Genomic DNA, 12,895 nt, shown 5'->3' on the forward strand with positions numbered 1-12,895 from the left:
GGCTTACCCGATTACAGCTCGACGCAGTCGAACTTCACATCGGTGGCCACGTCTTCGTCGTAGTTGACGTCAGCGCGCTCGAAGCCGAACAGGTTGAGGAACTGCTTCTTGTAACCGGCGTAGTCGGTCAGCTCGAACAGGTTCTCGGTGGTCACCTGTGGCCACAGGGCCTTGCAGGCGTTCTGCACGTCGTCACGCAGCTCCCAGTCATCCAGACGCAGGCGACCCTTCTCGTCGACTTCTGCCGGCGCACCGTCGGTGCGGTACATACGGTCGCGGTACATGCGGTCGAGCTGGTCCTGGGTGCCTTCGTGAACACCTTTCTCCTGCATGATCCTGAAGACCATCGACAGGTACAGTGGCATCACCGGGATGGCCGAGCTGGCCTGGGTAACCACCGACTTGAGCACCGCCACATTGGCGCCGCCTTTCACTTCACCGGCCAGCTTCTGGTTCAGACGCAGGGCGGTTTCATCCAGGTCCTGCTTGGCCTGGCCCAGTGCACCGTGCCAGTAGATCGGCCAGGTGATATCGCTGCCGATATAGCTGAAGGCCACGGTGCGAGCGCCTTCGGCAAGTACATTGGCGCCAGCCAGCGCATCGATCCACAGCTGCCAGTCCTGGCCACCCATGACGGTGACGGTGTCGGCAATTTCCTGCTCGGTGGCCGGCTCGATGCTGGCCTCGATGATGGTGTCCTTATTGGTGTCGATGGCGGTCGACTTGTATGGCTGGCCGATCGGCTTGAGTGCCGAGCGGATGACTTCACCGGTCTGCGGCAGCTTGCGCACGGGCGACGCCAGCGAGTAGATGACCAGGTCGACCTTGCCACCCATTTCGTTCTTGATCAGCTCGATAACCTTGGCGCGAGCTTCGTCGGAGAAGGCGTCACCGTTGATCGACTTGCTGTACAGGCCCTCGGCCTTGGCGAACTTGTCGAAGGCAGCAGCGTTGTACCAGCCAGCAGTGCCGGCCTTGGTCTCGGTGCCTGGCTTTTCGAAGAACACGCCCAGGGTGTCGGCCTTGAAGCCGAACGCCGCCGTGATGCGGGCTGCCAGGCCGTAGCCGCTGGAAGCACCGATGACCAGGACCTTCTTCGGGCCATCCTCGCGTACGCCCAGCTTGCGGGTGGCTTCGATCTGGTCACGGACGTTGAGCTCGCAGCCCTTCGGGTGAGTCGTGGTGCAGATGAAACCGCGAACCTTAGGATGAATGATGGCCAATGTCTGTACCTCGTCAGGTTTATGCCGGGGAAGCGCCGCTTGGGGCGATTCCGATTGATCAGAGGGTGAGACTACCCCCGCAGGTTATCCGACACATATTACGGGGTGATCAGAGGGATGCAAAACCAGAGTTCTTATGTGCAGGAGGCTCACAGCTGCACGGAATCCAGATTGGCTGGTTAGAACCTTCGCCACCCATTGATTTGTTTTTCACATCAATCCGAAAGAAAAACAAACTTAACAAATAAGCCGAACCCGCCGATGCTGGCGGCACTACGCCCATTGCACGGAGAACAACAACATGAACGACGTGGTGATCGTCGCCGCAACCCGTACCGCCATCGGCAGCTTCCAGGGCGCCCTGGCCACAGTGCCTGCGGTCGACCTCGGCGCCGCCGTGATCAAGCAACTGCTGAAACAAACCGGGCTGGACCCGGCGCAGGTCGATGAAGTCATCCTCGGCCAAGTGCTCACTGCTGGTGCCGGTCAGAACCCGGCACGCCAGGCGGCGATCAAGGCTGGCCTGCCCTTCAGCGTACCGGCCCTGACCCTGAACAAGGTCTGCGGCTCGGGCCTCAAGGCCCTGCACCTGGCCGCCCAGGCGATCCGCTGCGGCGATGCCGAGGTGGTGATTGCAGGTGGTCAGGAGAACATGAGCCTTGCCCCCTACGTGATGCCCTCCGCCCGCACCGGCCAACGCATGGGCCATGGCCAACTGATCGACAGCATGATCACGGACGGCCTGTGGGATGCCTTCAATGACTACCACATGGGCATCACTGCCGAAAATCTTGTGGACAAGTACGGCCTCAGCCGTGAGCAGCAGGATGCCTTTGCTGCCGAGTCGCAGCGCAAGGCAGTGGCGGCGATGGAGGCCGGCCGTTTCGACGCTGAAATCACCCCTATCGTGCTGCCGCAGAAAAAGGGAGAGCCCAAGGTTTTTGCCCGTGACGAGCAACCACGCCCGGACACCACCGCCGAGTCTCTGGGCAAACTGCGCCCGGCCTTCAAGAAGGACGGCAGCGTTACCGCAGGCAATGCCTCCAGCCTGAACGACGGCGCCGCCGCCGTGCTTTTGATGAGCGCAGCGAAGGCCGAGGCGTTGGGCCTGCCGGTGCTGGCGAAGATCGCCGCCTATGCCAGTGCCGGGGTAGACCCCGCGATCATGGGTATCGGTCCGGTTTCGGCGACCCAACGTTGCCTGGACAAGGCCGGTTGGCAACTGGCCGAACTGGACCTGATCGAAGCCAACGAAGCCTTCGCCGCCCAGGCGCTGGCCGTGGGCAATGCGCTGGCATGGGATGCCGAGCGGGTTAACGTCAATGGAGGGGCGATTGCCCTGGGCCACCCGATTGGTGCTTCCGGGTGCAGGGTGCTGGTGACCCTGCTGCACGAAATGATCAAACGGGATGCCCGGAAAGGCCTGGCGACCTTGTGCATTGGCGGTGGGCAAGGGGTGGCGTTGGCCATCGAGCGCTGATTGATTCAAGCAGGCCCGGCCTCTTCGCGGATAAACCCGCTCCTACACTGATCGGTGATGGACACACATCGGCGATCGGGCGCAGGCCGTTGTAGGAGCGGGTTTACCCGCGAAAGGGCCGGGCCTGCTGGCCAATTTCCGCCAGCCGTTCACTGGTGCAGCCGCCATCGTATTCGCGGGTAAACCCGCTCCTACACTGATCGGTGACGGACACACATCGGTGATTGCACGCAGGCCGTTGTAGGAGCGGGTTTACCCGCGAAAGGGCTGGACCTGCTGGCCAATTTCCACCAGCCGTTCACTGTTGCAGCCGCCACCGTATTCGCGGGTAAACCCGCTCCTACACTGGTCGGTGGTGGACACACATCGGTGATTGCACGCAGGCCGTTGTAGGAGCGGGTTTACCCGCGAAAGGGCTGGACCTGCTGGCCAATTTCCACCAGCCGTTCACTGTTGCAGCCGCCACCGTATTCGCGGGTAAACCCGCTCCTACACTGGTCGGTGGTGGACACACATCGGTGATCGGGCGCAGGCCGTTGTAGGAGCGGGTTTACCCGCGAAGAGGACGGCACAGGCAGCAATTGATCAAGCCGCGACTCGGTCCTGCTCCAGCGAAGCGGCCAGCACCGCCACTTCCTGGCACTTCTGCACGGCCAGGTCCACTGGGCTTTCCAGCAACGAACAGGCCGGCGCCAACCACAGCCGCTCACCCAGGCGCTCATGGGCCTCGTGCAGCAGCCCCAAGGTTTTGCCCAGATCGCAAGGCGAAGCGTTGCGACCGTCGACCAGGCCCAGCGACAGTACCTTGTAGGCAGGCAGGCGGTCGAGAATGGTCTGGTACTGCTCGGGCGCCTGAACCAGGTCGACGTGCAGGCCATCGACCGGCAGGTTGGCGGCCAGGCCGAGGTTGCCTTCGAGGCCACCGAAGTACGTGGCGATCAGCTTCTTCAACGGTGCGCGTTGAAGGATGTTGTAGACGCGTTCATAGGCATTCTTCCAGTCCTGAGGCAGGTCCTGGGCGAGGATTGGCTCATCGATCTGCACCCATTCAACGCCCAGGGCGGCCAGGCGGTTGAGGAGTTGGTCATACACGGGCAGCAGGCGGTCAAGCAGCTCCAGTTTGTCGAAGTCACCGTCCAAGGACTGACCCTGCCACAGGTAGGTCAAGGGGCCGATCACTACCGGCTTGACTGCATGACCCAGAGCCTTGGCGTGCTCCACTTCTTCGAACAGTGGTTCCCAGTTCAGCACGAACGGCTGATCGCCAGCACTAAGCACGTGGCTGTCCCAGGCGAAGTCGCCGACCGGCAACAGCTCGATGCCGGCGTCTTTCTGCACCTGCCAATGGCGGGCACGCAGCTCGCGGTCACGGCCGATGTGTGGAAAGCCCAGGTTATGTGCCAGTGCCATGTCTTGTCCCTTCAGCATGCTTGAATGAATGAGGGGGATTCTCCAGCTGGTGGGGGTATTGAGACAAACTCATTAAATTTGAGATGAACCCAAGAAATCTTCATGATCATGCTGTCATGAACTTCGCGCTCCCATGTCTCATTCAGATCACCACCTTGCGCATCCGGACATGACCCGACTCGCCTTCTGTCGCACAATGCCACCCTGACCACACCAGGTGCCCGGCCAACATGAGCCTGCTGAAAACCGCCCTGCGCGAAAAGAACTTCGTCTGCGTCATGGAGTTCGTCCCCAAACCTTCCGCAGAACGCTTTGCCGCCATGGAAGCGATCATGGCCCGTGCGCACCTGTGCGGCTGGCCTATGACCGTGGCCATCGGTGATCGTGTCGGCAGCCCGCTGGACATGTCACCGCTGGACGCCCTCGCCTCGTTCAGCAACCCGGTGCCTGCCCTGCCGCATTTTTCAGGCAAGGATCGCGAACGCCACCACCTGCTCGCCCAACTGCAGCGCATGGACGCCGCCGGCCTCGACCAGCTGTTACTGCTGACTGGCGACCGCCTGCCCGGCCATGAACCTGGCCAGCGCCCGGTGCGTTATCTGGAATCGGTCGCCGCCCTGCAGATTGCCCGCCAGGCCTGCCCGCACTGGCTGCTGGGCGCGGCGCTGAACCCGTTCAAGTACCACGAGGAAGAAGGCGGCGCCCAGTATTTCAAGGCCGAGAAAAAGCTGGCAGCGGGGGCTGACTTCTTCACCTTGCAGCTGGGCTTCGATGCCGCCAAGCACCAGGAAGCCATACACTGGATGTACCGCCAGGCCTCACCCAAGCCCATGCTGGCCTGCCTCATGAGCCTCACCCACGGGCGCGCGACGATGCTCGACCACGTGGCCGGCGTCACTGTCACGCCCTCCATGCGCGACATGCTTGAAGCGGAGACGGCGCAGTCCAAGGCCTTTGCCCAGGCACGCAGTGTTGACCGCCTGGCCCTGCAGATTATCGGTACAAAGCTGATGGGTTACGCCGGAGTGCACCTGTCAGGGGTTCACACACTCGAACAGCTGCTGGCCCTGGAGGCCCGTATCGAGCACTGGCAAACCCAGCTTCAGTCCCTGGAGCAATGGACACCGGCCTGGCACGCCAGCTGGCAGATGCCCGGCCTGCCAGCGGTAACCTTCCATCCGCCACAGGCGGGCTGGCGCCTGGGCGAGTCACGGGTCGATGCCTCTTTCAAGGAAAAAGCCCGCTATCACCTGATGCATGGCATGCATTCACTGCTGTTCAGCCGGCGCAACGGCCTGAGCAAAGCCTTCGGTTGGGCAGTGCGCCAGCCTCTGTGGGCAACACGCGCTGGCGCACAAGTGCTGCACACGCTGGAGCGCAGTGTGAAGCGCCCGCTGGTGGGTTGCGACACCTGCGGCCGTTGCCGCCTGGAAGACACCTTGTACACCTGCCCGGAAACCTGCCCTAAAGGCCTGGCCAATGGCCCTTGCGGCGGAACCGCCCTGAACCGCTGCGAGTTCGGCGACCGCGAGTGCATCCACAGCATCAAATACCGCACCGCCAAAGCCGTGCGGCAAACCGCTGTGCTGACCGAGCGCCTGATCCCGTGCATCGAGGTCGAAACCCGCCACCGCAGCTCATGGCCGCAGTGGTTCGCAGGGCAGGCACCGCAGCGGCTCAGCCCGCAGCCATTGCCTCGAAGCCAGCCCGAATCGTAGCCTCGGGCAGTTCATCGGCAATGAACACCATCACGCTCTCGCGCGCTTCGCCTGCGGCCCACTCGGCGTCCCAGTCGAAGCCATAAAGCTTGAGCACGCCCTGGAACACCAGCTTGCGCTCCTCGCCGGCAATGTTCAGCACGCCCTTGTAGCGCAGCAGCTGTTTGCCGTGGGTTTCCAGCAGCTCGTTCATGAAGCTGCTAAGGCGGTCGATATCCAGCGGGGCTTCGGTACGCAGCACCATCGTGGAAATGCGGTCCGGGGTGGCAGGCTTGAGCACGGGTCGCAACATCGGTTTCAGGATTACCCCAAGGTCAGGGTTGAGGTTGAAACCGCGTACATCCAGTAGTTCAGCCAGGTCGATGCAGCCGTGTTCGACCACTCGGATCGCAGCCCTGCTATTGATGCGGGCCAGGCGTTCGCGCAGGGCTTCAACCGCAGCTGGCTCGACCAGGTCGGTCTTGCTCAGCAGCAGACGATCGGCAAAGCCGACCTGGGCCTGAGCAATGGTCTGGGTCAAGTGCAGTTCGGCATGCGCGGCATCGACGAGGGTGATGATGCCATCGAGGATGTAGCGCTCACGCAGCTCCTCGTCGATGAAGAACGTTTGCGCTACCGGCGCAGGGTCGGCAAGGCCGGTGCATTCGATCACCAGGCGATCGAAGGCAATCTCCCCGGCATCCAGGCGTTCAAGCAGCAGGTAAAGAGCGCGGGTCAGGTCGCCATGGATGCTGCAGCATACACAACCGTTGGCCAAGGTCATTACCTGTACCGGCTGATCACCCAGCAGTTGGCTGTCGATGCCCGCCTCGCTGAATTCGTTTTCAATCACAGCGAGCTTCAGGCCATGCTCGGCCTTTAGCATGTGCCTGAGCAAGGTGGTCTTGCCGGCACCGAGGAAGCCAGTGAGGACGGTTACGGGAATGGGCGTCTGCACGCAAAAATACTCCTGAATCTGAAATGACTGTGGGAGCCGGTTACCCAGGCTCCCACAGGTTTACACGTACCGCAGGCTCAACAGCACTTGGGCCCGGATTTGCCACCGTAACGTGCTTCCTGGCGTTCGCGGAAGAACGCCTCGTAGCTCATCACCGGCTTGTCCGGATGCGTTTTCTGCATGTGTTCGACATAGTTGTCGTAGTCGGGCATGCCGACCATCAGGCGGGCTGCCTGCCCCAGGTATTTTCCCAGTCGACCCAAGTCGTTGAACATGATTGCAGTCCTCTCGATTACGCGTCAGGCAGCGCCTGGAACGGGGTTTCCTTGTCGCTGCGCTCCTTGCGGCCCAAGGCGACGTAGCCGACCTTGATGGCGAAGAACAGGATGCTGAAGACCACCAGCAGGAACAAGATCGTCAGGCCCGCGTTGGTGTATGCGTTGAAGATCACGTGCTGCATCTGCCCGATGTCCTTGGCCGGGGCCAGTACCTGGCCGGCGTCCAGCGCAGTGCTGTACTTCTTGGCCAGGGCCAGGAAGCCCACAGCCGGGTTCGGGTCAAACAGCTTGATCAGGCCTGCAGCCGTGGTGCAGATCAACAGCCACACAGCCGGCAGCAGGGTGACCCAGATGTATTGCTGACGCTTCATCTTGATCAACACCACAGTACCGAGCATCAAGGCGATACCGGCCAGCATCTGGTTGGAGATACCAAACAGCGGCCACAGGGTGTTGATGCCACCCAGCGGGTCGATTACCCCTTGGTACAGCAGATAGCCCCAGAGTGCCACGCAGCCAGCGGTGGCGAGCAGGTTGGCCCCCCACGAATCGGTGCGTTTGAGCGCCGGCACGAAGCTGCCCAGCAGGTCTTGCAACATGAAGCGCCCGGCACGGGTGCCGGCGTCCACCGCGGTAAGGATGAACAGCGCCTCGAACAGGATCGCGAAGTGGTACCAGAAGGCCATGGTGTTTTCACCTGGCAACACCTGGTGAAGGATCTGCGCGATACCGACCGCCAGGGTTGGCGCACCGCCGGCACGGGCCAAGACGGTGTGCTCGCCAATGTCACGGGCGACCGCTTCGAGCTGCTCAGGTGTAATCAGGAAGCCCCAACTGCTGACCGTCTGCGCTACCGACACAACATCGGAACCGACCACGGCAGCCGGGCTGTTCATGGCAAAGTACACGCCCGGCTCGATCACCGAGGCCGCAACCATGGCCATGATGGCGACGAACGATTCCATCAGCATGCCGCCGTAGCCGATGTAGCGGGCGTTGGTTTCGTTATCCAGCAGCTTTGGCGTGGTCCCCGAGGAAATCAGCGCGTGGAAGCCGGACACCGCACCACAGGCAATGGTGATGAACAGGAACGGGAACAGGGCCCCCTTCCACACCGGCCCCGTGCCGTCGGTGAACTGGGTCAGCGCCGGCATTTTCAACTCGGGCGCGATGATCAGGATACCGATGGCCAGGCCAAGGATCGTGCCGATCTTGAGGAAGGTCGACAGGTAGTCACGCGGCGCCAGCACCAGCCATACCGGCAGCACGGCGGCGACAAAACCGTAGCCCACCAGCATCCAGGTGATCTGCACGCCAGTGAACGTGAACGCCGGGCCCCACACCGGATCCGCAGCGATCACGCCTCCCAGCCAGATGGAGGCCAGCAGCAGTACCACGCCAACGACCGAGATTTCGCCAATACGGCCCGGACGGATGTAGCGCATGTAGATGCCCATGAACATCGCGATCGGGATGGTCGCCATCACCGTGAACATGCCCCATGGGCTTTCGGCCAGTGCCTTGACCACGATCAGCGCCAGCACCGCAAGGATGATGATCATGATCAGGAAGCAGCCGAACAGGGCGATGGTACCGGGGATTCTGCCCATCTCCTCGCGCACCATGTCGCCCAGTGAGCGGCCATTGCGGCGGGTAGACATGAACAGGACCATGAAGTCCTGCACCGCACCGGCCAGCACCACGCCGGCAATCAGCCACAGCGTGCCGGGCAGGTAGCCCATTTGCGCGGCGAGTACCGGCCCGACCAAGGGGCCTGCGCCGGCGATGGCAGCGAAGTGGTGACCGAAAAGAATGTGTTTGTTGGTCGGGACGTAGTCCAGGCCATCATTGTTGAGCACCGCCGGGGTGGCACGGCGCGGGTCGAGTTGCATCACCTTGGTGGCGATGAACAGGCTGTAGTAACGATAGGCGACCAGGTAGATGGCCACTGCCGCGACCACGATCCACAAGGCGTTGATCGCCTCGCCGCGACGCAGGGCAACCACACCCAGTGCGCAGGCACCTATGACTGCCAGCGCCAGCCACGGAATATGGCGTAGCAGGCTATTATTGTTGTTCATGGTTAGCTTCCAGCTGGTGGATTGGAAAGACCGCCCACCGAGTCTAGGGCCAGTCAAGCGGCATTGCCACACTTGCTTTGTTCTAGAGCCTCTGCGGCCACATTGCAGCACCTGATGCACGTGCAACTCTAACTATAGTCAGGACGACACCTGATGATCTATTCGAGGATCCATGCCATGAGCGATCACGACGAACGCCGCCGCTTTCAACGCATCGACTTCGATGCCCCCACCGAGCTGCGCCAGGGGCTGAACTGCTGGCCTGCAAAACTGCTGGACCTTTCACTCAAAGGCTTGCTCATTGAACGCCCGGCAGATTGGGATGCCGACCTGACGCAGGACTTCGACGCCATCATTCACCTGGGCGACGATGCCCGCGTGCAGATGCAGGTCGAACTGCGCCATGAAGAACCGGACCGTCTGGGCTTCATCTGCCTGTACATAGACCTCGACTCGATGAGCCATTTGCACCGTCTTGTGGAATTGAACGTGGCTGACAGCACCGAAATGATGCGTGAGCTGCGCGAACTCATCGAATAATGGAATCTCTTAGCTAGCTAATAGCCTTCCCGCCTGGTGTTTCTTGTCTACCCAGACAGCTTTAAGCCTGGGTAGCGTTGCTTTGTACACACCCCTCTAATACAGCTTCTGCCAAGTTGGTACGCCTTCTGCATTGGGTTCTAGCACGCCCTGCGGCCGGATCTGTTCGCGCTCCGATCAAAATATTGTATACAATTCTTGTAGCAATCATTTGTAGGAAGTGTCTACAGTAGCGGCACAACAATAAACAGAGAGCCTGCTCCATGACTACGTCCCCTAGCACGTCTCCCGCCAAGCGACCCGAGGATGAAAACCTCGGCCTTGGTGCCAACCTGGCCTATGGTCTGCAGCATGTGCTGACCATGTATGGTGGAATCGTCGCAGTACCCCTGATCCTGGGGCAGGCCGCGGGCCTGAATGGTGCCGAAATCGGCATGCTGATCGCCGCCTCGCTGTTTGCCGGTGGCCTGGCCACCCTGCTGCAGACCCTTGGCCTGCCGTTCTTCGGTTGCCAGTTGCCACTGGTACAAGGCGTGTCGTTCGCCGGTGTGGCGACCATGGGGGCGATTCTGAGCAGCGAGGGTGGCGGTGGCCTGCCTGGGGTGCTCGGGGCGGTCATGGCAGCGTCGCTGATCGGCTTTCTGATCACGCCGGTGTTCTCGCGCATCACCAAGTTCTTCCCGCCGCTGGTGACCGGCATCGTCATCACCACCATCGGCCTGACTCTGATGCCGGTTGCCGCACGCTGGGTGATGGGTGGCAACAGCGCCTCGCCGGAGTTCGGTAGCATGGCCAACATCGGCCTGGCCGGGCTGACCTTCGCCATCGTGCTGCTGCTCAGCAAGCTTGGCAACGCAACCATCTCACGGCTGTCTATCCTGCTGGCCATGGTGGTCGGCACGCTGATCGCCTGGGCATTGGGCATGACCGATTTCAGCAAGGTCAGCGAAGGCCCGATGTTCGCCTTCCCCTCGCCGTTCCACTTTGGCATGCCAGAGTTCCACATCGCCGCGATCCTTTCGATGTGCATCGTGATCATGGTGACCCTGGTGGAAACGTCGGCCGATATCCTCGCCGTGGGTGAGATCATCGACACCAAGGTGGACTCCAAGCGCCTGGGCAACGGCCTGCGCGCCGACATGGCATCTAGCATCCTGGCGCCGATTTTCGGTTCGTTCACCCAGAGCGCGTTCGCCCAGAACGTTGGCCTTGTGGCGGTGACCGGGGTCAAGAGCCGCTACGTGGTGGCTACCGGCGGCGTGATTCTGGTGGTACTCGGCCTGCTGCCAGTCATGGGCCGGGTGATTGCTGCCGTGCCTACCCCGGTATTGGGCGGCGCCGGTATCGTGCTGTTCGGCACCGTGGCGGCCAGCGGTATCCGCACCCTGTCCAAGGTCAGCTACAAGAACAACGTCAACCTGATCATTGTTGCTGCCTCGCTGGGCTTCGGCATGATCCCGATTGCCGCGCCGACCTTCTACCACCACTTCCCGAACTGGTTCGAGACCATCTTCCACTCCGGCATCAGCTCGGCGGCGATCATGGCCATCCTGCTGAACCTGATCTTCAACCACTTCACCACCGGCAACTCGGAAAACCAGTCAGTGTTCGCTGCAGCCTACGAGCGGACCATCCAGTATTCGGACATTTCCGCGCTGCGTGATGGGGACTACTTCAAGGATGGCAAGCTGTTCGATGCCGAGGGTAACGAAGTGCCGATGCTGGAACTGGACGAGCATGGCAATGAAACGGTCAGGCGCACGGCCGTTGCCGAGCACTGACTGATTGCAGGAGCGAGCTTGCTCGCTCCTGCACACTATTCGAACAATGCATCCAGCGCCTGTTCCAGGCGGGTAACGGCAATCACCTGCAACCCCGCCGGCGCTTCTTTCGGCGCATTGCCCTTGGGTACGATGGCACGCTTGAAGCCGTGCTTGGCCGCTTCCTTCAAGCGCTCCTGGCCACTGGGCACCGGCCGTACCTCGCCCGACAAGCCAATCTCGCCAAACACCAGCAAACCATGGGCCAGTGGCCGGTTACGCAGGCTGGACATCACCGCCGCCAGCAGCGCCAGGTCCGAAGCCGTTTCCAGCACCTTCACCCCGCCGACCACGTTGAGAAACACATCCTGGTCATGGGTCGGGATGCCGCCATGACGGTGGAGTACCGCCAACAACATGGCCAGGCGGTTCTGATCCAGGCCCAAGGTCACCCGCCGCGGGTTGGCCAGATGGCTATCGTCGACCAGCGCCTGCACCTCGACCAGCATTGGCCGGGTCCCCTCCCAGGTTGCCATCACCACGCTACCCGGCACCTCTTCCTGAGTACGGTTGAGGAAGATCGCCGACGGGTTCGATACCTCCTTGAGGCCACGATCGGTCATGCCGAACACGCCCAGTTCGTTGACCGCGCCAAAGCGGTTCTTGACCGCCCGCAGCAAGCGCAGACGGCCATCGGACTCACCTTCGAAATACAGCACAGTGTCGACCATGTGCTCCAGCACCCTCGGGCCAGCCAGCGAGCCTTCCTTGGTCACGTGGCCGACCAGAAAGATTGCCGTACCGCTTTGCTTGGCGTAGCGCACCAGCAACGCTGTGCTTTCGCGCACCTGAGCCACGCCGCCCGGGGCCGATTGCAACTGCTCGGTGAAAATGGTCTGGATCGAGTCGATCACCATTACCCTCGGCTTCTCGACCCGCGCCGTGGCAATGATCGTCTCGATGCAGGTTTCGGTCATCACCTTGAGCTGGTCCTGAGGTAGCCCCAGCCGCCGGGAGCGCATGGCCACCTGCTGCTGCGACTCCTCCCCTGTGACATACAGTGCCGGCATGCCCACGGCGATGTTGCACAAGGTCTGTAGCAAAATGGTCGATTTGCCGATGCCGGGGTCACCGCCGATCAGCACCACCGAGCCATCCACCAGGCCGCCGCCCAGCACGCGGTCCAGTTCGGTGCTGCTGGTCGTGAATCGCGGGATTTCCTCAACACTGACTTCGGCCAGGGTCTTGATCTGCGCCTGCTGTCCCGTCCAGCCAGCGCGGCCACTGCTGGGTGCAGCTGCGCCGCCGCTTTCGATCATGGTTTCGACCAGGGTATTCCAGGCCCCGCATTCGCCGCACTGGCCGGCCCATTTGGGGAAAGTCGCGCCGCATTCAGTGCAGCCATACAAGCGCTTGGCCTTGGCCATGGGTGGGGTCTCCTGGAAAAATTCGCCATGATAGCCGAGCA

Annotated in this window: 10 protein-coding genes; 4 read left to right on the forward strand and 6 right to left on the reverse strand. The window is 61.8% G+C overall.

The genetic code is table 11. The features are described 5' to 3' along the window. Positions 1 to 11 precede the first annotated feature (11 nt). The gene (gene fabV, locus ACE4QZ_RS23100; RefSeq protein WP_410480195.1) at positions 12 to 1,223 is read right to left on the reverse strand and encodes an enoyl-ACP reductase FabV; all 1,212 of its coding nucleotides are present in this window, start codon (positions 1,221 to 1,223) and stop codon (positions 12 to 14) included. Between the two features lie 301 nt (positions 1,224 to 1,524). On the opposite strand from fabV, the gene ACE4QZ_RS23105 reads away from it, so the two are divergent. After that, positions 1,525 to 2,703 carry an acetyl-CoA C-acetyltransferase gene (locus tag ACE4QZ_RS23105; RefSeq protein WP_021784287.1) on the forward strand — a complete coding sequence of 393 codons (1,179 nt, stop codon included), beginning with the start codon at positions 1,525 to 1,527 and terminating at the stop codon, positions 2,701 to 2,703. Between the two features lie 585 nt (positions 2,704 to 3,288). Here the strand turns inward: ACE4QZ_RS23105 and ACE4QZ_RS23110 are convergent. Continuing rightward, positions 3,289 to 4,113: a 5-methyltetrahydropteroyltriglutamate--homocysteine methyltransferase gene (locus ACE4QZ_RS23110; protein WP_028698126.1), complete on the reverse strand. Its 825-nt coding sequence runs from the start codon at positions 4,111 to 4,113 to the stop codon at positions 3,289 to 3,291. A gap of 230 nt (positions 4,114 to 4,343) precedes the next feature. Between ACE4QZ_RS23110 and ACE4QZ_RS23115 the strand changes: the two genes are divergently transcribed. Then, positions 4,344 to 5,831 (forward strand): methylenetetrahydrofolate reductase C-terminal domain-containing protein, encoded by a 1,488-nt coding sequence (locus ACE4QZ_RS23115; protein ID WP_021784289.1) that lies wholly within the window; start codon positions 4,344 to 4,346, stop codon positions 5,829 to 5,831. Here the strand turns inward: ACE4QZ_RS23115 and yjiA are convergent. The 3 genes from yjiA to ACE4QZ_RS23130 all read right to left on the reverse strand — a co-directional run bounded on the left by yjiA (position 5,791) and on the right by ACE4QZ_RS23130 (position 9,127). Then, positions 5,791 to 6,768, reverse strand: coding sequence for a GTPase (gene yjiA, locus ACE4QZ_RS23120; protein ID WP_410480196.1), 978 nt, complete (start codon positions 6,766 to 6,768; stop codon positions 5,791 to 5,793). The genes ACE4QZ_RS23115 and yjiA overlap by 41 nt on opposite strands. A 77-nt stretch (positions 6,769 to 6,845) precedes the next feature. Continuing rightward, positions 6,846 to 7,043: a YbdD/YjiX family protein gene (locus ACE4QZ_RS23125; RefSeq protein WP_003251633.1), complete on the reverse strand. Its 198-nt coding sequence runs from the start codon at positions 7,041 to 7,043 to the stop codon at positions 6,846 to 6,848. A 17-nt stretch (positions 7,044 to 7,060) separates the two neighbouring features. Next, a complete protein-coding gene (locus ACE4QZ_RS23130; protein WP_021784291.1) occupies positions 7,061 to 9,127 on the reverse strand; it encodes a carbon starvation CstA family protein in 2,067 nt (688 codons plus the stop codon). A gap of 177 nt (positions 9,128 to 9,304) precedes the next feature. Between ACE4QZ_RS23130 and ACE4QZ_RS23135 the strand changes: the two genes are divergently transcribed. Together ACE4QZ_RS23135 and ACE4QZ_RS23140 are read left to right on the forward strand one after the other, a co-directional pair. Continuing rightward, positions 9,305 to 9,667 (forward strand): PilZ domain-containing protein, encoded by a 363-nt coding sequence (locus ACE4QZ_RS23135; RefSeq protein ID WP_021784292.1) that lies wholly within the window; start codon positions 9,305 to 9,307, stop codon positions 9,665 to 9,667. A 263-nt stretch (positions 9,668 to 9,930) separates the two neighbouring features. Then, on the forward strand, positions 9,931 to 11,448 hold the full coding sequence (locus tag ACE4QZ_RS23140; RefSeq protein WP_021784293.1) for a nucleobase:cation symporter-2 family protein: 1,518 nt from the start codon (positions 9,931 to 9,933) through the stop codon (positions 11,446 to 11,448). A gap of 35 nt (positions 11,449 to 11,483) precedes the next feature. Here the strand turns inward: ACE4QZ_RS23140 and radA are convergent, their stop codons facing one another. Further along, positions 11,484 to 12,854 (reverse strand): DNA repair protein RadA, encoded by a 1,371-nt coding sequence (gene radA, locus ACE4QZ_RS23145; protein ID WP_003251626.1) that lies wholly within the window; start codon positions 12,852 to 12,854, stop codon positions 11,484 to 11,486. Positions 12,855 to 12,895: the final 41 nt, after the last annotated feature.

This window comes from Pseudomonas sp. DCA-1 (genome assembly GCF_046523955.1).
Taxonomy (GTDB): Bacteria; Pseudomonadota; Gammaproteobacteria; order Pseudomonadales; family Pseudomonadaceae; genus Aquipseudomonas; species Aquipseudomonas putida_Y.